Here is a 24,398-nt window from a genome sequence, read left to right as displayed (position 1 = left end):
CCCACCCTAGATTGAGCATGAATGACCGGTAAGTACCCACTTTGAAGTAAGGCACTGGCATGAGCGTGAGCCCGCCGAACCCTGAGCCGTCCAAACACAAGGCCAATCAGGCGCTGGCGCAGTGCCCCTCGTGCCTGGTCCTCGAACACGTCACCAGCCGCTGGGGCGTCATGGTCCTGGCCACGCTGCTCGAGGGCCCCCACCGCTTCAGCGAACTGCGCCGCGCCACCGGCGGCGCCACCGAGAAGGTGCTCGCCCAGACCCTGCAGACCCTGGAACGCGACGGCCTCGTACACCGCCACGCCCAGCCCGTGATCCCGCCCCGCGTCGACTACTCGCTGACCGGCCTCGGCACGGAGGCCGCCGAACAGGTGACGGGCCTCGCGCGCTGGACGAAACAGCGCATGGACCAGGTGCTCGCGGCCCAGGCGGCGTACGACGCACCAAAGGATCGGCCCTGTGCGCCTCACCGGCCAGTGCCGTCCGGCCGCCTGGATCGTTGACCACCACTTGGAAGACCTGAGCCAGAGCGCGCGGCCAGACGACGCTGAACACATCGCCCTGATCATGTGGGCGGTCGGCTACGCCGTGGCGCGTGACACCGACGGCCTGGCCCAGACTCTTCTGGAGATCGGCACCGCCTGCGACGCCGAAGGCACTTTACGAAGTGTGCCTCGGGGCCGCCGCTGTCGTGCGCGAAGTGCTACCGAAGAACTTCGTCGCCCGGCAGCCCGGTGGCGTCTGGCGTTTCGACATGGAAGCCGTCCGCCCTGGGGACGCCGCCAGCCTGTTCGCCCTGTGGTTCATCGCGTAGTTCGCCACGACGACCACGAGACCTGCCGGGCCCTGCACGAGACGCCGCTGCAGGCCGGCGAAGACGACTGCACCGCGTCCGTAACCGCGCTGCTGGTGCGCACCAGCCTGTATGCCCGTCATTCCCTGGGGCTGGACGACGCCGCAGCATAACCTGCGCGACTCTGGCCGGTCAGGACAGTCAGGACCTGCGTCGCGCGGCCGGGTCGCACTCAGCGACGCGCCGTAGACGTCGCCGCAGCAATCCGGTCGGCATACGCGCGGTACGCCTTGCGCCCGGCCGGGGTGGAACCGTCGTCGGCGAGGGCGGCGCACTGCTTCAACGCAACCTGGTGGAGCGCGAGCGAGGCGGCGACGCGTACCGAGTAGCCCTGCCTGCGGCGGATGGTCCGACCGCCGCGCAGCGCTTCGCGGATCTCGGCGACCTTGGTGTCCTTGAGGTGCTCGGCGAGCAGGCCGGGCACGTCGATGGCGTGCGGCTGCTCGGGCGCGGGCACCTCCTCGGCGTCGGCGGCCACGCCGTCGAGTTCCTCCAGGACGTCGCCGACCTCGCGGGCGCCGGCCTCATCGAGCACCCTGCGGATGGTCCTGGGCGCCGTCGCCGGGTGTTGTAACGGGTCGCCCATCGGAAGACCGCGAGCCGGGCCTCGCGGGCCCCGTTCCACCGTTTCCGTCCCTGGAGCGTCTCGCGTTTCATGGTCGCGTTCAGGGATTCCGCGGCGGCGTTGTCCGCGCTGGTGCTCACCGCGCCGCGCGATCTGATCACGCCGAGCTCTGTGCAGACCTGGGCGAACTCCTTCGATACGTATTGCGCCCCGTTGTCGCTGTGGAAGACTGCACCGCGCAGGCCGTCGGCGCTGCGGGCCGCTGCGGCGTCCCTGAGCGCGTCGGTGACCAGCTCCGTGCGCATGTGGTCGGCGATCGACCAGCCCGCCAGTCGCTTCGAGCATAGGTCCAGCACCGAATTGCCAGATAGAGGAACTGGCCGCCTCCGATCGGGAGATAGGTGATGTCGCCCACGTACTTGGTGTTCGGCGCCTGGGCGGTGAAGTCGCGCCGCAGCAGGTCCGGCACCGGTGTCGCCGACGGCTCGGGGACCGTGGTGCGGATCTTCTTGCGCAGGTGCAGCCCGACGATGTTGAACTTGCGCATGACGCGCTCGACACGCTTGTGATTGACCCGCACTACCGCGTCCTTCAGCTCGGCGGTGACGCGCGGGACACCGTAGGGGCCGTCCGACTCCTGGTGGATCCGGGCGATATGTTCGGCGAGCTCGGCGTGCGCCCGGGCCCGCCCGGCCCGCGCGTCCGCGCCGGCCAGCCACCGGTAAAAGCCGGAACGCGAGACCTGCGGCATCCGGCACAGCCGCTTGACGCCGAAGGCGCCACGGTGATCGTCGACGAACTGGAAGCGGCTGCTCACCAGCTGGTCTCGGCCGCAAAATACTTCGCGGCCCTCCGCAGGATCTCCCGCTCGACCTCGAGTTCCTTCACCCTCACCCGCGCCCGCAGCTGCCGGTTCTCCTTCTCCATCGCGGTGGCCTCCACCGCCCCGGGCCAGGCGGTCTGCTCGGCGTCCCGCACCCACGTGCGCAGCGTTTCGTGGTTGATGCCCACGTCCTTGGCCACCGACGCATACGTCCCACCCGGACTGGCGTGGTACATCGCGCCGGCATCGGCCCTGAACTCAGGCGAGTACTTCGACGTCCCCAACGGGAACTCCTGTCCTATGGATCTTCACGATCCAATGATCAGGGTGTCCACGATCACGGGGAAACGCCCGCCTGCTTCGGGACAACGATGATGGTTACGGGGCATGTGTCCGCAACCTGCGGACACATGCGGACAGACGGGCCTGGCGTTCAGTTGGGTGCAAGCGGAAAACTGGCCGAGGGCGTCCGGGTGGCGCAGGGCTTCTACGCCACCCGAACGAACACCCCGCGCACTACTCGAGGTGTATGAGCTCATGCCCTTTGCCCTCCATATGCAGAACCCGGATGACGCTGTACTTGATGCGAGGCTGCGCGCCCAGGACGGACGCAACTACGGCTTTGTCATCCGAGGTTCGTGGGACGGAGCCCTGCAATGAACGCTCAAAGGCCAGGGCAGGCAGCCGTGACCGCTCTCCCGAGAAGCACCTTCAGCAGAAGGAGTCGCAGCCGACAGTCGCCCGAAGCCCAATCGGCGACTCCTTGCAGCACCCTGCGCATCCCAAGCAGGGCCGCACGGGAAGTAGCACCCCTCCTCCAGGGCTCGGGCCGGGGTGCCCGCGACGTGCCGCCAGCACTGGTTGCGAAAAACAGGCGACACCTCACCCAAAATTGCCTTGACACACGCCAGCACATAGAAGAGCGTCCCCTTCCACCCGCTATACAGCGTGCCGATCCACTCCCCGACACGGGGATCGCGACCCCACATACTGTGGCGGAACCGTTGGGTTGCCCATCCGCGGGCGAGGTCGTCCGCGGAGGCGGCGCAGGTGGCGGGGACGTGGTATTCCAGATCCGCGTTGAGGAGTTCATCGGGGTTGAACTCGGGCCCGTACCCGGGCATCAGGCGCAGCTCGATCCGGCCCGTGTTCGCCTTGAGCCAGATCCGGACGGCTTTGCCGCAGTGGACCGGGTGCCGACCGGCGATCAGGTGGACCTTGCGTCCGGCCTGGCGGGCGAGCCAGCCGAGGAAGGTGGTGACGACCTTCGCGATGAACTTCCCGGTGAAGACGCTGAACCACACGGCGCCACAAGAGGCGACCGCGGACATGCTGTTCACCCCGAACCTCCGGCAGCCGACCTTCACGAGCGGGGTCTGCCCGGCCGTGGCCCACGAGCAGCCCGGCGGGGAGGTCTCCGGGCGCAGTCCGCACTGGTCCGCCCAGGCCACGACCGCCTTCTCGCCCTGCGTCCGCCCGGCGATGGCGGGGTACTCCTCCTGGAGCCAGGCGGTCACCTTGTCCTGCTGCTGGTGGTAGGAGCGGCGGGCCGGGCGCTGCGAGGTGAAGCCGTGCTGGCGCAGCCACTCGCCCACTCCGCGCTCGGTCATCACCACCCCCGCCGCCATCCGGACCAGCTCAGCCACCAGCGGACAGGTCGACAATGGGCCCCCAACCGGCAACTCTTCGGGGGTGTAGTCGGCCATTGCCTGGAACAGCACCGACCGTTCCTCGCCGGTGATGAGCTCACTCGGCCTCGGACGACCCTCCCGGCGCACAGCCAGCGCCTGACGGCCACCGGCCTGGTAGGCACGTCACCAGCTCCCCACCGACCTCTCGCCGACCTTGAACATCTCCGCGGCCTGCCAGCACCTGCACGCCGTCCTGGACTCCGACGCAGCCACCACCCGCAAACGCAGTACTTCCCGCCCCGCAGGCGTCAACCACCGCGCGTCCCCTACCCCGACCACAGCCGACCAACGAGCCAGGCAACTCAACAGTTCCGCCTCAATGCGCTGAACTCGGCGAGGAGAAGGTCTGCCTGATGGGGGACATCGATGTCCGGATCTATGCCGATGACCCCATCCTGCAGGCGGGCACAATCACCCAGCTGCAACAATGCCCTGGCATTCGCATCGTGCCAGACGGGCATGGGCCGGGCGAGGTCGCTCTGGTGGTGGCCGAAGCCCTCGATGACATCAGTATCAAGCTCCTGCGACAGCTGCACCAAAGCCCGCCCGACCGCACCGCTCTCCTCATCAGCCACATCGACAACAAAGACCTTCCCCTCGCTGCCGCATGTGGTGTACTGGCGCTGCTGCCCCGGCGCCTGGCAACCGTGGAACGCCTCACCGCCATCATCTCCGCAGCCGCACGAGGAGAAGGAGCGATGCCCGGCGACCTGCTGCGCCATCTCCTGGCACAAGTGGAACAACTGCACCAGTATGCCGCAGGCCACAACGAGACCGCCCCAGGCAGCCTCACCGACCGTGAACAACGGATCCTCTCGCTGGCGGCCGAGGGATGCTCCACAACCGACATCGCACGCGGCATCGGCTACTCCGAGCGGACCGTCACATCGATGTTCGGCAGTCTGATCGCCCGACTGGGAGTGCGTAACCGGACCCAGGCCGTCGCATACGCGGTCCGTCATGACCTCATCTGACCATCCGGCAATGAGCGGGCATCCTCAGGACAACACCCATCAGTGAACACTGGCCGACAACGCATCCCCGCCACAGGAATGGACGCTGCTTATGATCACGACGCTGGTGCTCGTCGAGGGGCCACTGATGCCGGCCGACGTGAACATGCTGACCTCAGAACACGGGAACGAGCAGAACCTGTTCATCGTGGTAGTGCCTCCGAGCGGCTTTCACGAACGCCTGCTGCAAACCCTGGAAAACCTCGATCCAGACCAACGGCCACCTGCCGACATCCGCGGCCAGCATCCCGAAGTGTATGCCCCCGACCTGAGCATGAGATCGCTCCTTGACATGGATGCTCAGATGATCGAAAAGAATATCGAGAAACCCCTTCATGTGCTCCGTGCCCTAGCCCAGCAGACCAAGGCCGACGAGCTGGTTACCCTGGGCACTCCCCACCTGCTGGAGAGGCTCAGCCTCCACGGGTGGATCTCACATGCCTGTCGTCTCATCGGGGTCCCTGAATTACGACTCTATGCACGCGTACATTGAGCTCTTCCCTCGTGACCGGTTCGGGTGACGGGGCCGTGACGTGATGAAGCTCGTTGCCGTTGCAGGGGCGCCAACCATTCTGCGGAGCCAGGAACTTCGTGGTCACCCACCGTGCCATTCTTGATGTGCCATCGGACCTGGTTCCCGGCTGGAGATGAAGCCGCCAGCACCTGGCATGCCCTGACACCGCCTGGCGGTACGTCAACGAAGGCATCGAGGCTCTCGCCCCGCTCGCGCCCACCCTCACCGACGCCATCGAGGCGGCCGGACCGGAGCGGCGCCTGCCGCTCGACGGCAGCCTCGTCCCCGCTTGGAGATGCGCCTCCGTGACCACCGAATCGGACCCGGACCCGCTCTGCAGCGGCAGGCGCCGCGAGCGCGGCATGAACATCCAGGGTCTCACCGACACCATGGGTGAGCTGGTCTTTCTCGGCCAGGCACAGCCAGGTTCCGTCCATGACCTCACCGCCGCCCGCGCCGACGGCATCACCGAAGCCGTCACCAGCGCCGGCATTGGGACCACCGCCGACTCCGGCTGCCAGGGGTGCTGGCGGAACCGTCCGCACTCCGATCAAGTGCCCACCGGGCAAGAGCCACAACGGCTGGGAGAGATAGGCCAACACCGCCCTCGCCCGGCTCCGCGCGCCCGTCGAGCGCGCCCTCGCCGAGCCCAAACGGTGGAGCGTCCCCAGCACCGTCCGCATCAGCCCCAATCGCATCACCGCACTCCTCCACACCACCCTCGTCATCCACTGCCAACAACGATCACTCACAAGGACGTAGATCGGAAGAGCTCAGTTTCGACCCTGTAGCCCCACGTTTCGATCCGACCTTGACCCCCACTAGCTGCCAGCGTAAATATTGAGCCGGAAAGGCTCGGTTGCCTGCCCTGTAGCGGCATCACTGCAGTTCAGTCGCTTGCTGGTAGGCAACCTCATAGTTCCGGTTCAATACGTCCACACCCGGCTTGGGCCAGGCCCCAGCCAGCGAATATCGGATGCTCATGCGGCGCGGCGTTTCACACTCAGAGGACAGGACTAAGCAAGCGATATGAGCACCGAAACCTTCGCCCACGCCTTGAGACGACTGCGAGGAGACCGATCAATCCGGGAACTTGCCAGGATGGCCCGCTGTGGAAAGAGCCACGTCTGGGACCTGGAACACGGACGCAGAAGACCCAGCCCAGCCGTGGCTGCAGCACTTGATCGTGCCCTCGGAGCCGACGGCCAGTTGTATGCGCTGTCAACTGGCCCAGCCCCAGCCGAAGGCGCACACCTAGCCGCCCTCCGCGCATCCCTCGCAGACTCTCTCGCCATAAACCGGGCCACCGACCTCTCCTTGGAGGAATGGGACTTCACTGTTGCTCGCCACGGGCGCGCTTTCCGGTGCCGAAAACCCTGGGAACTGCTTCCAGAATTGTCCTCAGACTTTGGCGACCTCCGGAAGCTGCTCCGTCAACGGCATCCTCAACCCGTGCGACGACGGCTGAACATGGTTGCAGCACGACTTGCCGGGCTGACAGCCTCGGCCTTGTTCATGACAGAAGATCCAGCTGCCGCACACGAGTGGTGGCGTCTTGGCCGGCACGCGGCCACAGCTGCTGAGAGCCGATCTGTCCTCTCATGGCTGTACGCGCAAGAGTCCTATCAGCGTTATTACTATGGAGATATGCATACGGCGCTGGACCTCGCGGTGCATGCTCAGCGCTTGGCGGAGGGCCACCCATGTGCGGGAGCAGCCCTGGCAGCGCCCATAGAAGCCCGCGCGCACGCACTCCTCGGCCATCGGTCAGCTGCGACAGAGGCTCTGGGGCGGGCTGCGGACACGCTTCGCAACCTCCCGTCCGAGGAACGCATCGAGTCCGTTTTCGGCTACACCGAGGGACAGTACCGATTCCACGCCGGGAACATCTGGAAGTGCTTGCAGGACACTGCACGTGCGCGCGCTGAACACCAGCACGCCCTGGAGCTGTTTCCGCCTGAGGAGGACATCTACCGGCCGCTGATCAGGCTGGACTACGCGTCTTGTCTCGCTTTCACGGGAGACATTGACGGGGCGCTGGAAACCGCCGTTGGCACTCTGGCAACTTTGTCAGACCGCCATCGCACCAACCTGGTGGTCTACCGAGGGCGGGCGCTCTCGGTCAGCCCGGGACAGGAAGCAAGCTACCTGTTGGAACAACGGGTGGTACTTCAGGCGCTGACTCTGACCCAAAGGCACCCCAGTACTGAGCATTTTCAGGGTGGTCACTGATCGAGTGACGAGGCATGGCTGCGGCCACCCGCGGCGGCAACATCATCGACGTCGCGTTTCGCGCGGACCGCGGCAGTGAGGAGTACACATCAAAGCCGTTCGGTGGCACCTGCGACCGGCTGGGCGTGGTGCAGCCAATGGGCAAGATATCCGTGATGTGTGCGAGATGCGGAAGTCTAAATTGCGATAACTGTCACACGAGTTGGCGGCAGCAGCAATTGCGGCGATTGCGGTGATTGTGGTGGTCTTCGTTGCAGTGCTGGCCTTCCAGAGGACGGCATTTATCCACACAACATCCGGAGATTTCATGCGACTTCGACCCACGAAACGCCTCGGAGAGCTAATCCGTCTAAAGGGGCTGTCACAGCGCCGGTTGGCGGAGCAAGCCCATGTCTCGCAGGCATTCATCTCTCTGGTGGTCAGCGGGCAACGCGGCGTCAGACCAGTCACAGCCTGGCGCATGGCCGCAGCGCTCGGGGTCCACACCAGCGAGCTCTTCGTCCCCGCCTCGACTGCTACTGAACTTGATCGGGAGTTCGAGCTAGATGACTGTGCCGAGGGTTTCGGGGAAGCGCTCGAGGGGGCCGCAGTGGTAATTCTCGGAGAGGATCTTCCAGTTCTTCAGGTGGCCGATGCGGCGTTCGGCGGCGGAGCGGACGGAGAAGTGGGCACGGTTGCAGTCCTTCTCCACCGCGGTGAGCGGCCGGTGCAGGGACTTCTTGTGCGGGGTCAACAGACCGGAGCCCTGGTAGCCCTTGTCGCCGAGGCCGGGATGTCCGCCGACGGCGGCCTCCGCCCCGGACACTGTGTAGGCGTAGGAGTCGTGACGCGCGCTGGGCAGGGGGCTGCCCACGGCCTGGAGCTGGCCCCGGAGATCGGAGACGATCTGGATGCTGTGCCCGGTTCGGCGGTGTCTTGCAGAAAACGGCTATCCAGCGGCCTTCCAGTCCCAGCACGGGGCCAGGAACCCGTCGACGAGGACCGGCTCGCCGCAGGGCAGCCGGGCGGTCCCGAACCCCAGCCGCCTGAGGCTGTCGCGCACCACCGACCGCAGCATGGTGCCGTAGCGCAAGACAGTCAGCTAGGAAGCGCAGAAGAACTCGCTGGCCATCTCCTGCACCGCATCGTGCCGCAGGAGAAAAAACAGCAGGACCACCGCTCTCCACAACGGAAGCACATGAGGCCGTCCCGTTGTGCGGTCCCAGTCCGGAGGCTGGCGCTCGACCTTGCCGATCAGCAGGGGCAGCTGATGCGGGCTCAGTCCGGTAGCGCCGTAGAAACACATCGGTCCTCCCGGGCGTCCGTATGTGTGGTGACACCTCGCACGGCACGCCGACGGGACCGGTCTTGTACTCAGCGATAGAGTACCCAAGGTCCACTGAACCTTTCATCCTGAATAGTCGCTGGTCAGGAGGGTGTGGACAGCGGCGACGATGGTTCCGATCCGGTTGGTGGAGCATCGCCCGACGCAGGATGCGCCAGGACCTCAGCCGGGCGAAGGCGCGTTCGCCCAGAGCTCGCAGTCTGGCGTGGACGCGGTTGTATCGCTGGTAGTGGTCGGTGCGGTGTCCGTAGTAGGGGGTGCGGACGGTGGCGCTGACACCCTGGTAGGCGCGGTCGGCGAGAACGAGGATCTGCCGGGTGAGGCAGGCGTGGACGATGCCGTGGGCCCGGGCCGCGGTGAGGTCGTGGGTGCGGCCCGGCAGCGTGCGGGAGAACCACAGCGGGGTGCAAGCCGGAGGGCCGGGCACTTCAAGTGAAGCGCCCGCACTCGACTCACGATCGAACGAGGCCGAGGAGCGGCGTAGCATGCCGAGGTCTGGGAGGCGGACCGGCCAGCGGCCCGCCATCCGGGACGCGGACAGCGCCTGGTGCCCCGCCAGGGGTCCGGCGCGGTCCGCCGCGCCGAGCATGTGCCGGACGGTCTGCTCGCACAGCGCCCTCCGGGCGCGAGCAACTCTGCTTTTTCGCTCAAAGCACTGTGTGGCGCCTGCGCATCGACAATAATCGCATCATGTCGAGTACGCCGTTCAGGGACACAGTCAACAACTTGGCCCGCGCCAAGGACTACATCGTGATGCAGATGGAGTCCGACAAGGCCCGCTCACACTCCTGGTGGAAGAACGTCGCGGAGTTCGGCGCCTGGCAAGGCCCTGGGACAGTCCGTGTCGGCCCCCGACCCCCGATCAGCTGCCCGGCATCGCGAAACTGTTCGGGACCTCCGAAGAACAGGTCCAGGCCATGATCGCCGCAGACTGGTACGAGGTAGAACCCAACGACGGCCCGTCCCCCCGAGTAATGAACATGGCGCCCCTGCTGGACAGCCTCGACGACGAACAGGCCGACGCCTTGAGCGTGCTCCTCCGAGCCATGTACCACCGCCGGAAACCTTGAAAGGCCAGTTCTCCTAATCCGGGGAGAAGCACTGCGCGCTGGTCTTCCCCCTCACCTAGGTTCTTGCCGTCGCTGAGCACGCGGCCGCGGCCGCCGAGCACAGGCTCGGCTACGGAGAAACCGAGGCCGTGCCCCGCCTGTGGTGGGTCAAGGGCGACGGCACCTACCTCATGAGCAATGGCCAGGACCTTCCCGCGTGGAGGGAGGCAGGCACAGGCCCCCGGGCCACAGGAGGGGACGCCTCACCGCGCAGACGTCCATGGCCAGGCGTGGAGACCTAAGGCAGGTACTGCGGAAGTCAACTGCTGATCCCTTTCGGCACTTGACCCCTCGCTCGGGCCGAGTGAGTTGTGTTCATCCTGAAGGTGCAGGTCATGGGGGTGGCGTGGGCGGGTGATGGCGTACTTGTGCTGGCCGTCGGGGATTGTCTGTGGTGAAGATCGTCGGTCAGCGGGCGATCTCGTGCCGGTTGAGGATCATCAGCGCGCGTATGAGCCGGGTGGCCCACTTCACGTCGAGGCGGAGCCTGGTCAGCACCCGCCAGTTCTTCAAGTGCGCGAACGCGTGCTCGCATACTGCTCGTTCTGCCGCGATCAGCTGGTTGACCAGTTTCTTGGCGGGCGAGAGCTTCTTGCCCTTGGGTTTCTTGTAGCCGGTGATGATCGCTGGGTCGCCATCGGGGTCGCTGTCGTCGAGGCCGACGAAGCCGAGGTCGGCGATCGCGGCGAGGCCGGCCGCGCGCAGCCGGCCGAGCAGGTCGTCGTGGCGGCAGGCGGTGATCTCCGAGCCGCGGGCCGGGCGGGCGGTGGAGGTCCACAACAGCCGCCCCTTTACGTCGGTCAGGGCGATGACCAGCAGCCCGTGCCGCTTGTGCTTGGCCGACCAGCGGCGCCGCATGGGGGAGCCGGTGCGGCGCCGGGTGGGTATCAGGGAGCCGTCGAGCAGCACGACGCTGCCACCTTCGCGGGCGATTGTCGCCAGCACCCGCTCCAGTCGCGGCGCCCGTGCGGCCAGCAGTTCGATCGTCTCCTTCAGCCACCGGTCCACGGTGGTGCGCGAGATGTCGTTGCCGCCGGCGAGGTCGCAAAGGCGCTGGTCGTGGCGCAGCGCGGCCAGCACGATTACCGCGATTCGTCCCGGCCGGGAGCTTCCGCCACCGGGATCGGATCTTCTTCAGGTGCCCGCTCAGCAGCCCGGTCAGGAAGCGCAGGGTCTGCGTGGACAGTGACAGCCGGCACTGATAGACAAGCTCGGTGTGGTCTCCGGCCGGGACGGTTGTTGTAGGCATACTTCACCAACCCCTGCCGGGGGCCCGCCCGTTACGGCCTGACGGGTGTGGATCACAGCCGGGTGGTGAAGGTGCCGTTCGGCAGCTTGTGCAGCCAGCCCCGGGCAGCGAGCTTCGACAGCTTCCCGCGCAACGGCTCCAGCCGCCCCGGCGCCGAGGCGTCGATCCCGAGCTCGGCGCCGACGTCCTTGACCATCACCGGCCCGCCCGCGGCCTTCACGATCTCAAGCATCCGCTGGTAGTCCCCGGGCAGCGCGGACGCGTCCGGCACCTCACTGCGGTGCGGCACCTTCAGCACCGGTCGGCCCGCGACCTGCACCTGCCGCGGTGGACCGGCGCTCTGCCCGCCGGTGACGGCCTCGGCTTCCTGCTCGTACAGACGCGTAAGGACCCGTTCCGCGACCGCGAGTTCCTCGCGCTCAGCGTCCACCCCGGCCAGCTGCCTGGCCAGTGTTTGCGCGAGCTGATCCAGCTCGGTGCGGCGAGCTGCGATCTTCTCCAGCGACGACACGGTTCCCCTCCCCAACAGCGCGACACCCGCCCGCGATCGTAGAAACCCCGCCGCCCACGGCGCGGCCGAAACCGGAAACCCGCATCTCCGACGAGTCAGATGATCTACACGCCAGCCTCCCGCCCAGGGTGAGTACACCACCGACCTCCCACGCCAGCACCACTGACCAGCAGGGATCCAAGAGGTGCAGCCCGCACTGCGACCGTGATGTGCGCCTTCCTCGACCGCCTCGCTACGCACGCCGGGCCAAGGTCCGCGTGATCGTCGACCGGCCCCCGGTTCACCGGAGCAGAGCTGTCCGGACCTGGCTGGAGGAGAGCGCCGAGCGGATCGAGCTGAGCCTGATGACCAGATACAGCCCCGAGCTCAGCCACGACGAGCTGCTGAACGCCGACCTGTACCACCACGTCCACGCCGCCCGCGCCACCTCCGCCGACGACCTCGCCCGCGAGAGACGACTCTTCCTCCACCGCGGACAATGCCAACTATGCATCGTCTGCGACTACTTGAGAGCCCGCTACGACTGCTACGCAATCGAGTAGGAAACCCCACCAGTTTCGGCTCAGTAAGGATCTTCAGCGTTGCTGTTCGAGGGTGAGGACGGCCTGGACCATTGACGTGAGCCGGTTGGGGCTGCAGCGGGCCTTGCGGAAGAGGCGCCAGCACTTGAGGCGGGCGAAGGCCCGCTCGACGGGCATCCGCAGCCGGGCGTGTGCCCGGTTGACGGCTTCCTGTTTGACGGTCAGGTCGCGTCCGCAGTGCCGTTTGAAGGGTGTGCAGAAGGTTCCGCCGGCTCCTTCGTAGGCTTTGTCCGCGAGGGCGGGGATCTTCAATCGCTCACAGACGGTGATGATGTGATGGGTGCGGGCGGCGGTGATGTCCACGGTCCGGCCGGGCAATGCGGGTGAGAACCAGAGCAGTTCGCCGGCGGGTCCGGTGACGGCCTGGATGTTCACCCCGTGCCGCCTGGCCTTGCCGGAGTAGTCCGCTTCCCGGTCGCCGACGCGGTCGCACTCGGCGATGGTGCCGTCCACGAGTACATACTCGGGCCGGGCCTTGCGCAGTGCGCGGGTGAGGGACGGGGCTCGTGCGGCGAGGAGCGTGGTCACGCTGTGTACGTAGGCGTGGGCGGTTCCTTCGCTGATACGGAAACCCGCTGCGAGCTTGGCCAGGGTGGTGTGTTCGCGCAGGTACACCAGGGCCACCAGGGCCCTTTGCGAAGGCCGGAGTTTGCAGCGGCGGTCACCTTCGCGGGTGACGATGAGCATCGTGACCCACTCCACGAGGGCGTGCGGCAGGTCCAGTGCGCAAGGACAGGTGACCAACAGGGCTCCCTGGCCGGATGGTTGAGGCGTGAGACCTCTCGCCCAACAACCGGGGAGCCCTGCTCGTTACGGGCCAGCAACCGTCACTCGATCAGTGGCCACGCTGAAGATCCTTAGTGAAGTCCTACCGCTCTGTCCTGATCAGTTGATCAGCACCGCAAGGAGGAGACAGGAGGAGACATGTGACTACCCTGGAGCACCTCTTCCCGCGTCTTTCGATGCCGTTTCCTGTGAAGGTCAATCCACACATCGACATCGTGGATGAGGAGGCCCTCCAGCGGACCGCTGATTCCGGCATGGCCAGCGACGAGGGTTTCCCTGGCTCACTGTGAGCCGTCCGGCCTTGCTGGCCGGGCTGACGAACCCTTTCCTCGGACGCGAAGCGTTGCGGGTGGTGGCTGACTGGGGCATGTGGCTGTACGCGTTCGGCGACTGCGTGTGCGACGAGGCGCCTCGCGGGGGGCCCTGGCGAGATGGCGAAGATGGGGCTCAGCCTGTCCCGCGCCGTGGACGATCTCGGCTACGCGGCGGAGGAACCGTACGCGAAGGCGCTGCAGGATGTCGCCCGCCGTGTGCGGGATGCCTGTTCGCCGGTGCAGTTCCTGCGGTGGGCCGACGCTGTCCGCGACTATCTGGCCAGCCAGATGTGGGAGTCCGCGCACCGTGGGGAAGAGCGGTTCCCGGGGACTGCATCCGGATGCGGGAATCCGCCGGCTCCTGCCTGACGGTGTTCCTTCTCCTGGACATTCTCCAGGGGCTGAACGTGTCGGCTGAGGTGCTCGTCGCTCTGCAGATGCGGACACTGTGGCTGGCGGCGAATCACGTCATCTGCACCGAACCCGTGCGCACGCTGGTGGCGGGGCTGGGCTACTGGATGAGCGGCAGCCTGGAGTATCACCTCAAGAGTCCTCGTTACGCCTCGGCACTGCGGGGCGCGCGGGCCTGAGCGTCACCTGCAGTTGTCTGGGCGCCGTGGTTCTCGGGGCTGGTCAGGCGAGGGCGGTGGGGGCGAGGCGGAGGGTGTGCGGCTGCTGGGTCCGGATGCGGAACGGCTTGGGCTTGACGGCGGCATCGGGCCGTTCCGGGTAGCGGATGGCCTGGCCAAGTGTTGGTGCTCCGCGGCGGACGGCGCGTGGTCAGCTGGTAGAGGAGGCTGTCAGAACGACAGTGGTGATACCCGGTAACTGGCACCAGGTGAACTGTCATTATTGCTATTTATCGCCGATTCATTGCTACGTCTCCCTCTCGAATTCATTATGGCGTTGGAGATGAGTCGCCTCCGCAACGGGTGGTGGGCGACCGGCACCGAGGGAGTGTCGTCTCATGCCCAATGAACCTTTGGGGAATGTTCAGGTGGACCCCAGTCGAGCGTCGATCCGCAGCAATTGGCGGCTGCTGCGTCGGGCACCATGGAAATCGCGGCGCAGGAGGTAATCCGGGCTGCTGCCGGAATCTTCGGTGCCGTCTGGGCGGAGTGGCCTGGCGTGCTCGGTGTGGCCGAGGTGCTGGCAGCGGGTCAGGCAAGCGGGGCCCGGCCGTCCGGCGGAGGCCCTCGAGGCGGTCTATCGGCCGTCGCTTGTTCCGCTGAGCGGACCGCGCGTTGCATCGCCTGCGCGGCGTGCGCCAAGGTGGGGGACGTGCCCAGGGGGGCCGGACGGGCCAGCTCGTTCCAGTGCCGCGACGGGTCCGCCGCGTCGCTCGTCCGGCCGCCCCGCGTCCGTCCGTTGACGAGTTCGCCTGCTTGCCCGTCGTACCCGCACACGAAGGGGGGATTGTCATGCTCACAGTAAGAGATTATGGCCGCTTCTGCCTCGTTGATCCGGTGTTCTACGAGCTCCCCGAGCGGCTCCTCGACGAGCACGACCGGCTCGCGGCCGCCTGCCGGCCTGTCCCCGAGGGGTGGGACCGGGACGAAGCCGGCTGGTGGGTGCGGTTCCGTCGGCAGGACGCCGTACTGCCGGGGCAGGGCTGGACGGTCCATGTCTCAGTGGTCGCGGAGCAGGTGGAGCGTGCCGCCGAATTGGTGCGGGGCTACTGCCTGGCTCGGAATCTGCCCTTCGACCTCATCCGCAGCCGCACCGCGGCGCGGGAGGCGAACGGCGTGGGTGCCGACCGGCTCGCCGCCGGCCGGCTTTTCACCCTCTACCCCGGTGGCCAGGAGGCGCTGTCCGTCGTCCTGCGCGAACTCGGCGTCCTGCTGGACGGGATGCCCGGCCCGTACATCCTGTGCACCCTGCGGCACCGCGCCGGGCCGCTGTATGTCGGCTACGGTCCTTACGGGGAGCTGAGCTGCGAGGACGCGGCGGGCGAGCGTGTCCCCGCCCTGCGGCGGCCCGGCGGCGGGCTCGAACCCTGCCTCCAGCGGCCGGTGTTCACCCTCCCGGACTGGGTAGAGCTCCCTGAGGTGCTGCGTCCGGACCTCACAGCCCTGCGCGCCAAGCCCGCCGGGGAGTTCCCGTATCGGGTGCACCGAGCCCTCAGGCTCGGCAACGGCAGTGCGACCTATCTCGCCACCGACACCAGGACGGGCGATGACCTGGTGCTGCGGGAGGCCCGGCCGCATGCGGGGCTGGACCGGCGCGGTGACGACGCGGTGGCGCGGCTGGACGCGCAGCAGCGGGCTCTGACGCTGCTGGCGGGCTTGGGCTGGGTGCCGCGCCTGCTGGGCACCATGGCCTTCGCCGAGCATCGGTTCCTCGCCGTGGAGCGGATGGAAGGGGAGTCGCTCGAGTCCGTCTCCGTGGGGTTCCCCCTGACCTCGGCCGAGTGGGCCGCGCGAGAGGCCCCCGGCTACACCGCGCGAGTGCTGGCGCTCCTGGAACGGATCGAGGCGGCCCTGGGCGAAGCCCTCGCCCGCGGGGTCTGTCTCAAGGCGCTGCATCCGGGCCAGGTGCTCGTGCGGCCCGACGGGAGCATCGCCGTCGTCGATTTCGCCTCCGCGACGGACTTGCGGGACGAGCGGCCGTACGCTCTCGATGAGGAGGAGTTCACGGCACCCGCCGGCCTGTGCGGTGCGGCCGCGCACGCTCATCTGGTGGACTCCTTGCGGCTGTGGCTGTTCCTGCCTCTTCCCCACCCGCAGCCGGCGAAGCTGCACACTCTCACGCGCGCCATCGAGCAGCACTTCCCGGTCCCGGAGGGCTTCGGGGCTGCCGTGCTAGCGGGTCTGCGCCCGCCCGGGGAGACCTCGCGGGAGGACCCCGCGGCCGCGCTGCTGGCCGCGGAGCACCATGACTGGCCCGCGATCCGGGACTCCCTGGTAGCCGGTATCCACGCCACCGCCACGCCGGAGCGGACGGACCGGCTCTTCCCCAGCTCGCCGACCTGGCACCGGACCCTGGGCGGGTATGCCCTCGATCACGGAGCGGCCGGCGTGCTCTACGCGCTGCACGGCGCCGACGCCACCATCCCCCCGGAATATCTGACCTGGCTCGCCGCGGCGGCCGAACGGGACGCGGAACCGCGGCCCGGTCTGTACGACGGTCTGTGCGGAGTCGCGTACACCCTCGACCGGATCGGCCACCGCGAACAGGCACTGGAGGTGCTTGAACGCTGCCGGAAGCTGGACCTCCAGGGCTGCCCGGCCAACCTCTCCTCCGGCCTGGCGGGCATCGCCCTCACCCTGCTGCACTTCGCCTCGGCGATGCACGACGCCCGCCTCCTGGACGCCGGACTGCACCTCACCGAGAAAGTCGCCGGCCGCGTGGCGCAGGGCTCGCTCACCGCGCGCCGCGGCGATCCTCCGCCGTACGGACTGCTGCACGGGACCACCGGGGCGGCCCTGCTCTTCCTGCGGGCCTACCGGGAGACCGGGCAGCCGCGCCACCTGGACCTCGCCGAGCTCGCGCTGCGCCACGACATCGGCCGCTGCCGGTCTCTTCCGGACGGCACCGTGATGCTGCACGACGGGGTGCGCGGCCTGCCGTACCTGCAAGCGGGGAGCTGCGGGCTCGCTGTCCCGCTGCGGGATTACCTCGAGCACCGCCCGGACGAGGCGAAGGCGGAGCTGCTGGCCGCTATCCGCCGCACCTGCGAGCCCGTCTACGTGCGCAACGCGGGCCTGCTGCGCGGGCGGGCGAGTGTGATCACGACCCTGACCGCACTGGGCGTCCCACCGGACGACCCGGCCCTTCTTACCCAGGTCCGCCGCCTGGGCTGGTACGCGCAGCTGTACCGAGGACACCTGGCCTTCCCGGGATTCCGGATGCGCCGGCTCTCCTCGGACCTGGCGACCGGCTCCGCAGGCGTACTGCTCGCCCTGAGCTCCGCGTTCGAGGAAAGCGGGCCGAGCCTGCCCTTCCTCGACCCGCGGCACCCGTCCGACCTACCTGGAAGGAGGTGAACGACATGATGGAGATCCTCGAACTGCAGGAAATGCAGGAAGACACCGCAGAGCTGAGCGAATGCAACAACAGCTACCCCAGCACCCACTACGTGCCGTGATGGCCCGCCGTGTGAAGACCGCCTGCCGGTCGTCGGTCATGATCCCGACGGCCGGCAGGCCAGTACTGCGCCCTTCCCGCACATCTCGACGCAGCCCTCGGGGGGACACCGCATGCTTTACCAGGCCCATCTGACGGCAGACCCGTTCTTCGCGGATTCGATCGAGAAGATCGACGACGCCGACACGCTGTTCGACCGTACGCGTCACCGGGTGCCGCCGGGCTGGCGCAGGGCGGAGAACGGTGGCTGGGTCTACCTCCATCATGACCGCGCCCGGCTGCCGACGCAGGGGTGGAAGGTGCACGTCACGTCGACGGAGGCCGCAGCGGCCCAGGTCGTGGACACGGTCTGGGAGTACTGCGTGGAGCGCGGGATCTGCTTCAAGTTCAGGCGCAGCACGCAGATGCTGGCGCTGGTCAACGGCAAGCAGGCCGCGCGCTCCGCCAGCGGGAAGCTGGTCACTGTCTACCCGGAGGCGGATGCCGACCTGGAGCGGGTGCTTGAGGAGCTTGGTGAACTGCTGAGGGGCGTCGAAGGTCCGTACATCCTGAGCGATCTGCGCTGGGGCGACGGGCCGCTCCACCTGCGCTACGGCGGGTTCAGCGTCACGTACTGCTTCGGGCCGGACGGAGCCTATGTTCCGGCCATCACCGGGCCGGACGGCCTGCTGGTCCCCGACGTCCGGGGCACTGTCTTCCGCGTCCCGCCGTGGGTGCGGGCACCCGCATTCGTCGAGGAGCGCATCCGGGCCGCCCGTGAGCGTACTCCCGGAGTATTCCCGTACCGCGTGGAGAAGGCGCTCCACTTCTCCAACAGCGGCGGCGTGTACCGGGCTGTCGAGCACGGAACGGGCCGCACGGTCGTGCTCCGCGAGGCCCGGCCGCACGCGGGCGTGGACCCCAGCGGGATGGACGCGGTGGCCCGGCTGGAGCATGAGCACGCCATGCTGCGGCGGCTGGCCGGCCTTGGCACAGTCCCCGCCGTCCTCGGACTGGCACGCCACTGGGAGCATCTCTTCCTGGTAGAGGAACTGATCGAAGGGGAGACACTCACGGAGGCCGTCGGGCGCCGCCACCCTCTGCTGGGCGACACCGCCGGAGCCGGGCCGGCCCGGACGGACGACTACACCCGCTGGGCGCTCGGGGTTGTGGACCGGATCGAGGAGGCGGTTGCCGCGCTGCACGCGCGCGGGGTCGTCTTCGGCGACCTGCAGCCCAGCAACGTCATGGTCCGACCGGACGGCACCGTCTGCCTGATCGACTTCGAGACCGCCTTCGCTGTCGGCGAGGACTTCCGGCCGGTGTTCGGCACGGCCGGCTTCTTCGCTCCCTGGGCGCGGTCAGGATTTGCGATCGACGCCTACGGTCTGGCGTGTCTGCGCTTGGCGACGTTCTGTCCGCTGACCCCATTGCTCCACTTCGACCCGGACAAAGCCGGACAGCTGGTCCGGTGGGTGGCGGACCGCTTCCCCGTATCCGAGGAGTTCGGGAAGAGGATCCTGGCGGAGATCTCGCCTCCGGCCGAAGACCCCCGGCCCTCGGTCCCGGCGCGGACCCACCCCGGACGGGAACCGGGCCAGGCTGACGGGGACTGGCTGCAGGATCCGGCTTCGGCGCTGGATCTGCTGCGCGACTCCATCCTGAGCACGGCGACCCCCTTGCGTAACGATCGCCTCTTCCCGGGAGATATCCGGCAGTTCGACCACCAGGGGGCATCCCTGGCCTTCGGCGCCGCCGGGGTCCTGCACGCTCTGCACACCACCGGGCGGAGCGACTACCCGGAGTTCGACGCCCACGTCGACTGGCTGGTCCGGGCGAACCGGGCCACCGAGTGGCCGCGGCCAGGCCTGTACGACGGCCTCGCGGGAGTCGCTCTCGCCCTCCAGGAATTTGGCCGACCCGAAGAGGCCCGGGAGACCTTCGACCGGCTGAACACCTTCGATCTGACAAGCTGCGGGCCAACTCTGTTCGGCGGCCTGACCGGGATCGCCCTGGCATACCTGCGCCTCGGCGACCACGAGCGGGCCGTACGCCTCGCCGACCGCGTCGCGGCCCTCCTCGACGACCCCGCCGCCCCCGATCCCGCCAAACCTGGGCTGATGTGGGGATGGTCGGGTCCGGCATACCTCTTCTCCCGGCTGGCGGCCGCGACGGGTGAAGCCTCGTACTTCCGGAACGCGCGCGACGCGCTGGCCCGGGACCTGGCGTGGTGCGGGGTACCGGAGCCGCGGACCGTTCATATGAAGAGCGGGGAGGGCTGGATCATCGGCCCCGACCGGGGCAGCGCGGGCATCGGCCTCGCGCTCCACGCCTACCTGGAACAGCGGCCTGACGCCCACTTCGCCGGGCTGCTCTCCCGCATCAGGAAGAGCCTGGAGATCGAGCTCATGCTCTCCCCGGGACTGTTCGACGGGCATGCCGGCCTGCTGCACTGCCAGGCCCGGCTGGGCGGGCCGAGCCGAGTACGGGACACACACCTACGGGCGCTCGGCCGCCACGCCGTCCGTTACCAGGGACGCCCGGCCTTCGGTGGGGGCGGCCTGCTCCGGCTCTCGATGGACCTGGCCACCGGCACCGCGGGAGTCATGCTGGCTGTCCACAGCGCCGCGACGGCTCACACCACCGGCATCCCGGTCCGTGACGACCTGCCGCTGCTCGGCTCCCTCCGGTGAAGCCGGGCGGAGCGGACAGCCTGCGCCGCAACCGCGATTTCAAGCTCCTGTCCGCGGGGCAGGGTTTCTCCATGCTGGGATCGGCGGCCTCCAGCCTCGCCCTGCCACTGCTGGTGCTGAGCTCCACCCAGTCGCCCCTGCAGACCGGCCTGGTCGAGGCCGTGTGGACAGCCGGCCTGGCGCTTGCGTGCCTGCCCGGGGGAGCGGTCGCGGACCGGTTCGACCGGCGTTCGGTGCTGCTGGTCGGTGAGTTGGGACGGGTGGCGGCCAGCGCCGTCCTGGCCGTGGCCGTTCTCACCGGACGCACCGGGCTCGCTCTGCTGCTGGCCGTGGGCGGTGTCACGGGGCTGCTGACCGGGCCGTGCGTCGCGGCCAGCCTCGCGTCGCTGCCGCAGATCGTCCCGGAGCACAAGCTTCGGACTGCACTGGCGGTCAACCGGGCGCGTGGGCAGGCCGCGTACCTGCTCGGTCCGGTGCTCGGCGGCTGGCTCTTCACGAAGTCGCCCAGCTACCCTTTCTGGCTGGACACGATGTCGTTCGCCGCCTCCGCGGTGAGCGTCTACGCGGTACGGACGTCGCTGAAAGTGCCGCAGGCGGACCACGAACCGGGCCGACGGGGAAATTTGGGTGCCGGACTGCGCTTCATCTGGCGTGACAAGTTGCTTCGGCGGCTGGCGCTGATCGCGGCCGTCCAGAACTTCGCGCTGGCCGGAACCTACCTGGCCGTGGTGGTGGCGGCCAGCAGTCGGCAGGGGGCATCCGGGCTGTCCGTCGGCTCGGTAACCGGGGCTTCCGCGGTCGGCGCACTGGCCGGGGCGTTACTCGCTCCGCGGCTGGAGAAGCTGCTGTCCCCCGGCCTGCTTTTCTTCGTGGCGGGTGTGGCGTGTGCGGTGCTCGTCAGTGCCATGGCACTGAGCGGTACGGCCGCCCTCCTCGCCGTCATGTGGGGCGGATGCAGCCTGGCCCTGTCACTGTCCGGCTCCCTGATGACGGTGGCCCGCATGGTCCGCACGCCGACCCATCTGCAAGGCCGCATGCACAGCGCCTTCGGCCTGCTGCTGATGGCCGCGCCTCCGCTGGGATCGACGCTCGCCGGTTTGCTGCTGGAAGAGCTGTCCGGCCCTGCCGTGTTCTTCACTTTCGGCCTCCTGCTCCTTCCGGTGGCCCTGCTGACCCCGCGAGTGCGCGCCGCTGACCTCGCCGTTGGCAGGGCTGCGTAGCACCACATCCGACGTCCGAACTCTGGCAATGGGCAGGGGCCTTCGGACGGGTCCAGGCCCACGAGGAATCGGCAGGAAGAAGCAGTGCGCCGACCACGATCCGCTCGGCGCACGGGGAGCACCCGCGGTCCACCGCAACGGCAGTCAAGGAGGTGCTGCGTGCCGGCCTCCGCCTCGTGGCCCCTTACCCCGGAGCGGCACGTTCCCTGGGCTGCCGTGTGCACGAGGTACAGCGCGCTCAGCCGATTTCCGCTGAGCGCGGTTCGGCAGGGCGCCCGTTGCCGGGTCTGCTGTGCCGTGGACCAGATGGCGGCGTAGTCGGGGTTCCGACTCCACGCTTGGTGCGATGGACGGCCCGTTCATCCGCGGGGTCCGCTGGGTGAGGCACCGGTCGTCCTCCGAACCAGTCGCAGGTGCCGAGGCCTCGGCAGCGGGTGGGTTGAACGTGCGTCGCTGGACAGGGCCGTCGGGGAGCGGGCTGCCGGGGATGATCAGGGCTTGGACGACGTGTGGACCACTGAGGTGCTCCCGGACCTGGGCAGCCAGGGGGGCTTACGCGTACTGCAGCAGCGTGGGCTTCGCTGTGTAAAGACGTGGGGCGCCCGGAGTATCGTCGTTGCCTCGTCCCAACGGCGCGCCCGTTCCGGTGGCGCGCCGTGATGTACGGAGGAAGCCTCCATTCCATGGTGCGGAACACTTTCGGCGCGGACCTCTGGTCGGGTTTCGAATGGGTCGTCTGGCAGATTGTCGTGGACGATCCTGAGAACCGGATCAGCGCGCCGTACGAGACCGAAGGAATCAGGTTCATGCTCGCTGAGAGGAGCCGCGCGTCGATGACCGAGCTCGCTGCCCGGCTGGGGTGTGTCTACGAGGGGTGCAAGGACGACGGAACCTTCGGAAGCGACGACGATCCCTACTATGCCTGGTGGGTCCGCGTGCCGGCCGCCGAGCACGCGCGCCGGGGCCCGCGGGGCTGACCGGTCGTCGTGGAAGAACTGCAGGCATACCTGGACCAGGAGTACGCCGACCAGCATCACTGGCACGTACTCGTCGACGACCAGCGCACCGCGGCACACGCAACGGGACCGGCAGCACCCTCTCCGGCCTGACTGAGCGTTTGGTCCGCTGATTCGTGTTGGTCCCGGGGTTGGGTTCCGCGCCAGTTCGGGGTGGTTTCTCTGGTGAGGCGGCGGGTCATGGGGTCGATCATCGCGAGATGGATCATGGCTTCGGAGCGGTGCGAGTGGGTTTCGTAGTTGCGGGCGAGGCGGCGGCGGTGCATGAACCAGCCGTAGGTCCGCTCCATCGCTCAATCACACTGCACTTATGGGCTGTCACGACGATGTGCTCCACACACCACGCCGTCCTGGCTGCCCGCCATCCGCCGTCCGGCCGGGTCACGGTCCACTCGTGCGCTCCGGCCGCGGGCCTCTCGGCCGGGGCGCCGGGCGGGTGCTCCCCGGATGCTGGCCCGGGCGTGCTCCGATGCCGTGTGCTGGGCGCGTGGCAGGTCCTTTCTGGCGTGGTCTACCGCTGATCGAAGCGGCGTCGGGTCTCGTCGTCGGCTGGCAGGAACGTCTCCAGGTGCAGTCCTTCCAGGGCGGCATCTGTGGCGGTGAGGGTGGCGGAGGTGCTGAAGAACCGGAGCGGGGTGCCGTCCACGTCGATTTCGAGGGTGATCACCGGTCCCGTGAGGGGGATGGCGGCATCGGATGTGTCGAGGTACCCGGCGATCTCTGCGGCAAGCTCGTGGTGGCGCTGGTCATGGGTGCGCTCGGCACGGTGGCTCACCTGCTGCAGCAGATGGCTGCCCCACTCCGAGACATTGCCGATCCGGCGGGCCAGCCCGTCCGGATGCAGACAGACCTGGACCACATTGACCGGCGGCTCCAGCAGTTCCGGTGCGCAACCGGCCAGCAGCTGGTCAACGGCGGCGTTGGTGTCGACGATGTCCCAGTGATCGTCCAACAGCAGTGCGGGGTAGGGAAGATGGGCGTCGAGGAGTCGGCGTAGGCCGTCCATCACTACCGCGATCGAGACGTCGTCCAATGTGTGATCTTGATAGCGCGGTGCGTAGCCGGCGGCGAGCAGGAGCCGGTTGCGATCCCGCAGCGGCACGTCCAGGTTGTCGGAGAGGCGCATGAGCATCTCCGGTGTCGGGTGTGCCCTGCCGGTCTCCACCCGGCTGAGGTGCCGGGTAGAGACCCGCGACCGGTTGGACAGCTCCTGCTGGCTGAACCGGCGTCGTTCACGCCAGGTTCGCAGCAGTGCACCGACCGGCGGGGCTTCGGCTGCAACGCTCATGTCCGCGAGTCTAAGGGGCTGTGTCCGGGGTGCCATGACCTGTGAGGTCATGGACCGGACGACCGGCCCGGGCCAGGATTCCGGACATCAGCCGATCAAGACGAAGCGACCAAGGAGTACCCGTGAGTGATCTGACCGACCTGGCCGGCCGTTACATCGCCATCTGGAACGAGGCGGACGACGGCAAGCGCGCCGCGGCGATCTCCGAACTGTTCACCGCGGACGCCACGTACGCTGACCCGCTGACCGAGGTGGCGGGGCACGAGGGCATTGGCGCCGTTATCGCCGGCGCCCGTGACCAGTTCAAGGGCCTGGACTTCAAGGTGCTCGGCGAGGCCGACTCCCACCACAACATCGCGCGCTTCCAGTGGGAGCTGGTGCCCGTCGGTGGCGGCGAGAACATCGTCATCGGCTTCGACGTCCTGGCGACCGACGCGGTCGGGAAGGTTAAGAGCGTCTACGGCTTCCTCGACAAGGTGCCCGCGGGCGCCTGAGCGCACCAGGCGGGCTGAGTACCGGGCGGATCGCGGTACAACTTGGACCAGGTGCTC

21 protein-coding genes and 7 pseudogenes are annotated in these 24,398 nt (G+C 68.1%); 16 read left to right on the top strand and 12 right to left on the bottom strand.

Translation table 11 applies throughout. The features are described 5' to 3' along the window. The first annotated feature begins 59 nt into the window (after positions 1–59). Positions 60–503: a winged helix-turn-helix transcriptional regulator gene (locus tag ACWD4A_RS24515; protein WP_451197202.1), complete on the top strand. Its 444-nt coding sequence runs from the start codon at positions 60–62 to the stop codon at positions 501–503. Then, positions 460–966 (top strand): hypothetical protein, encoded by a 507-nt coding sequence (locus ACWD4A_RS24510; protein WP_451197201.1) that lies wholly within the window; start codon positions 460–462, stop codon positions 964–966. Before ACWD4A_RS24515 ends, ACWD4A_RS24510 begins: the two co-directional genes overlap by 44 nt. 59 nt (positions 967–1,025) lie before the next feature. On the opposite strand, the gene ACWD4A_RS24505 is transcribed toward ACWD4A_RS24510, so the two are convergent. From ACWD4A_RS24505 to ACWD4A_RS24495, 3 genes and pseudogenes are all read right to left on the bottom strand, one after another. Next, entirely contained in the window at positions 1,026–1,388 is a 363-nt protein-coding gene (locus tag ACWD4A_RS24505) for a hypothetical protein (protein WP_451197234.1), read from the bottom strand. Positions 1,389–1,408: 20 nt separating this feature from the next. Then, positions 1,409–2,525 (bottom strand): annotated as a pseudogene (locus tag ACWD4A_RS24500) (IS3 family transposase); the annotation flags it as partial. 330 nt (positions 2,526–2,855) lie between these two features. Continuing rightward, positions 2,856–4,040: pseudogene (locus ACWD4A_RS24495) on the bottom strand (IS630 family transposase); the annotation flags it as partial. 245 nt (positions 4,041–4,285) lie between these two features. Between ACWD4A_RS24495 and ACWD4A_RS24490 the strand changes: the two are divergent. The 5 genes and pseudogenes from ACWD4A_RS24490 to ACWD4A_RS24470 all read left to right on the top strand — a co-directional run. Beyond that, positions 4,286–4,906 carry a LuxR C-terminal-related transcriptional regulator gene (locus ACWD4A_RS24490; RefSeq protein WP_451197200.1) on the top strand — a complete coding sequence of 207 codons (621 nt, stop codon included), beginning with the start codon at positions 4,286–4,288 and terminating at the stop codon, positions 4,904–4,906. Between the two features lie 91 nt (positions 4,907–4,997). Continuing rightward, a complete protein-coding gene (locus tag ACWD4A_RS24485) occupies positions 4,998–5,438 on the top strand; it encodes a hypothetical protein (protein WP_451197198.1) in 441 nt (146 codons plus the stop codon). A gap of 1,050 nt (positions 5,439–6,488) precedes the next feature. Further along, positions 6,489–6,659, top strand: a pseudogene (locus tag ACWD4A_RS24480) (helix-turn-helix domain-containing protein); the annotation flags it as partial. 447 nt (positions 6,660–7,106) lie between these two features. Continuing rightward, complete coding sequence (locus ACWD4A_RS24475) at positions 7,107–7,691, top strand: hypothetical protein (RefSeq protein WP_451197232.1); 585 nt, start codon at positions 7,107–7,109, stop codon at positions 7,689–7,691. A 307-nt stretch (positions 7,692–7,998) separates the two neighbouring features. After that, a pseudogene (locus tag ACWD4A_RS24470) lies at positions 7,999–8,175 on the top strand (helix-turn-helix domain-containing protein); the annotation flags it as partial. A gap of 57 nt (positions 8,176–8,232) precedes the next feature. Here the strand turns inward: ACWD4A_RS24470 and ACWD4A_RS24465 are convergent. The 6 genes and pseudogenes from ACWD4A_RS24465 to ACWD4A_RS24440 all read right to left on the bottom strand — a co-directional run. Beyond that, positions 8,233–8,604, bottom strand: a pseudogene (locus tag ACWD4A_RS24465) (transposase family protein); the annotation flags it as partial. A 15-nt stretch (positions 8,605–8,619) separates the two neighbouring features. After that, the gene (locus ACWD4A_RS24460; protein WP_451197231.1) at positions 8,620–8,763 is read right to left on the bottom strand and encodes a hypothetical protein; all 144 of its coding nucleotides are present in this window, start codon (positions 8,761–8,763) and stop codon (positions 8,620–8,622) included. 9 nt (positions 8,764–8,772) lie between these two features. Then, complete coding sequence (locus ACWD4A_RS24455) at positions 8,773–8,976, bottom strand: hypothetical protein (protein WP_451197230.1); 204 nt, start codon at positions 8,974–8,976, stop codon at positions 8,773–8,775. A gap of 102 nt (positions 8,977–9,078) precedes the next feature. Continuing rightward, positions 9,079–9,430, bottom strand: a pseudogene (locus ACWD4A_RS24450) (transposase family protein); the annotation flags it as partial. Between the two features lie 1,102 nt (positions 9,431–10,532). Beyond that, a complete protein-coding gene (locus ACWD4A_RS24445; protein WP_451197197.1) occupies positions 10,533–11,204 on the bottom strand; it encodes a transposase family protein in 672 nt (223 codons plus the stop codon). A 221-nt stretch (positions 11,205–11,425) separates the two neighbouring features. Continuing rightward, on the bottom strand, positions 11,426–11,884 hold the full coding sequence (locus ACWD4A_RS24440; protein ID WP_451197195.1) for a hypothetical protein: 459 nt from the start codon (positions 11,882–11,884) through the stop codon (positions 11,426–11,428). Here ACWD4A_RS24440 and ACWD4A_RS24435 point away from each other — a divergent pair. Then, a complete protein-coding gene (locus ACWD4A_RS24435) occupies positions 11,824–12,426 on the top strand; it encodes a transposase (RefSeq protein WP_451197194.1) in 603 nt (200 codons plus the stop codon). The genes ACWD4A_RS24440 and ACWD4A_RS24435 overlap by 61 nt on opposite strands. Before the next feature lie 33 nt (positions 12,427–12,459). On the opposite strand, the gene ACWD4A_RS24430 is transcribed toward ACWD4A_RS24435, so the two are convergent. Then, positions 12,460–13,209, bottom strand: coding sequence for a transposase family protein (locus tag ACWD4A_RS24430; protein WP_451197192.1), 750 nt, complete (start codon positions 13,207–13,209; stop codon positions 12,460–12,462). Positions 13,210–13,391: 182 nt separating this feature from the next. Here ACWD4A_RS24430 and ACWD4A_RS24425 point away from each other — a divergent pair, with 182 nt between their 5' ends. From ACWD4A_RS24425 to ACWD4A_RS24395, 7 genes are all read left to right on the top strand, one after another. After that, entirely contained in the window at positions 13,392–13,541 is a 150-nt protein-coding gene (locus ACWD4A_RS24425) for a hypothetical protein (protein ID WP_451197191.1), read from the top strand. A gap of 150 nt (positions 13,542–13,691) precedes the next feature. Further along, positions 13,692–13,934 (top strand): terpene synthase family protein, encoded by a 243-nt coding sequence (locus ACWD4A_RS24420; RefSeq protein ID WP_451197189.1) that lies wholly within the window; start codon positions 13,692–13,694, stop codon positions 13,932–13,934. Further along, the gene (locus ACWD4A_RS24415) at positions 13,907–14,155 is read left to right on the top strand and encodes a hypothetical protein (protein WP_451197188.1); all 249 of its coding nucleotides are present in this window, start codon (positions 13,907–13,909) and stop codon (positions 14,153–14,155) included. The genes ACWD4A_RS24420 and ACWD4A_RS24415 overlap by 28 nt, the downstream gene beginning before the upstream one ends. A gap of 831 nt (positions 14,156–14,986) precedes the next feature. Then, entirely contained in the window at positions 14,987–17,551 is a 2,565-nt protein-coding gene (gene lanKC, locus ACWD4A_RS24410; RefSeq protein WP_451197187.1) for a class III lanthionine synthetase LanKC, read from the top strand. A gap of 213 nt (positions 17,552–17,764) precedes the next feature. After that, complete coding sequence (gene lanKC, locus ACWD4A_RS24405; protein WP_451197185.1) at positions 17,765–20,323, top strand: class III lanthionine synthetase LanKC; 2,559 nt, start codon at positions 17,765–17,767, stop codon at positions 20,321–20,323. Continuing rightward, positions 20,320–21,543, top strand: a complete 1,224-nt coding sequence (locus ACWD4A_RS24400; protein ID WP_451197183.1) for an MFS transporter — start codon at positions 20,320–20,322, stop codon at positions 21,541–21,543. The genes lanKC (ACWD4A_RS24405) and ACWD4A_RS24400 overlap by 4 nt, the downstream gene beginning before the upstream one ends. 683 nt (positions 21,544–22,226) lie before the next feature. Beyond that, positions 22,227–22,520 (top strand): hypothetical protein, encoded by a 294-nt coding sequence (locus ACWD4A_RS24395; RefSeq protein WP_451197182.1) that lies wholly within the window; start codon positions 22,227–22,229, stop codon positions 22,518–22,520. Positions 22,521–22,693: 173 nt separating this feature from the next. Here ACWD4A_RS24395 and ACWD4A_RS24390 read toward each other — a convergent pair. Both ACWD4A_RS24390 and ACWD4A_RS24385 read right to left on the bottom strand, forming a co-directional pair. Beyond that, a pseudogene (locus tag ACWD4A_RS24390) lies at positions 22,694–22,849 on the bottom strand (IS5 family transposase); the annotation flags it as partial. Positions 22,850–23,070: 221 nt separating this feature from the next. Then, a complete protein-coding gene (locus ACWD4A_RS24385; RefSeq protein WP_451197181.1) occupies positions 23,071–23,847 on the bottom strand; it encodes a helix-turn-helix domain-containing protein in 777 nt (258 codons plus the stop codon). A gap of 122 nt (positions 23,848–23,969) precedes the next feature. Between ACWD4A_RS24385 and ACWD4A_RS24380 the strand changes: the two genes are divergently transcribed. Then, positions 23,970–24,341, top strand: a complete 372-nt coding sequence (locus tag ACWD4A_RS24380) for a nuclear transport factor 2 family protein (RefSeq protein ID WP_451197179.1) — start codon at positions 23,970–23,972, stop codon at positions 24,339–24,341. The last annotated feature ends 57 nt before the right edge of the window (positions 24,342–24,398 follow it).

The sequence above is a fragment of the Streptomyces sp. NPDC002537 genome (assembly GCF_053594975.1).
This window is presented reverse-complemented; position numbering and strand designations above follow the sequence as displayed.

Excerpts from the sequence above, each read along its gene's own strand:
- ACWD4A_RS24515 (WP_451197202.1), top strand. The coding sequence starts at position 60 with ATGAGCGTGAGCCCGCCGAACCCTGAGCCGTCCAAACACAAGGCCAAT.
- ACWD4A_RS24490 (WP_451197200.1), top strand. The coding sequence starts at position 4,286 with ATGGGGGACATCGATGTCCGGATCTATGCCGATGACCCCATCCTGCAG.
- ACWD4A_RS24485 (WP_451197198.1), top strand. The coding sequence starts at position 4,998 with ATGATCACGACGCTGGTGCTCGTCGAGGGGCCACTGATGCCGGCCGAC.
- ACWD4A_RS24475 (WP_451197232.1), top strand. The coding sequence starts at position 7,107 with ATGCATACGGCGCTGGACCTCGCGGTGCATGCTCAGCGCTTGGCGGAG.
- ACWD4A_RS24455 (WP_451197230.1), bottom strand. The coding sequence starts at position 8,976 with ATGTGTTTCTACGGCGCTACCGGACTGAGCCCGCATCAGCTGCCCCTG.
- ACWD4A_RS24420 (WP_451197189.1), top strand. The coding sequence starts at position 13,692 with ATGGGGCTCAGCCTGTCCCGCGCCGTGGACGATCTCGGCTACGCGGCG.
- ACWD4A_RS24415 (WP_451197188.1), top strand. The coding sequence starts at position 13,907 with ATGCGGGAATCCGCCGGCTCCTGCCTGACGGTGTTCCTTCTCCTGGAC.
- lanKC (WP_451197187.1), top strand. The coding sequence starts at position 14,987 with ATGCTCACAGTAAGAGATTATGGCCGCTTCTGCCTCGTTGATCCGGTG.
- lanKC (WP_451197185.1), top strand. The coding sequence starts at position 17,765 with ATGCTTTACCAGGCCCATCTGACGGCAGACCCGTTCTTCGCGGATTCG.
- ACWD4A_RS24395 (WP_451197182.1), top strand. The coding sequence starts at position 22,227 with ATGGTGCGGAACACTTTCGGCGCGGACCTCTGGTCGGGTTTCGAATGG.
- ACWD4A_RS24385 (WP_451197181.1), bottom strand. The coding sequence starts at position 23,847 with ATGAGCGTTGCAGCCGAAGCCCCGCCGGTCGGTGCACTGCTGCGAACC.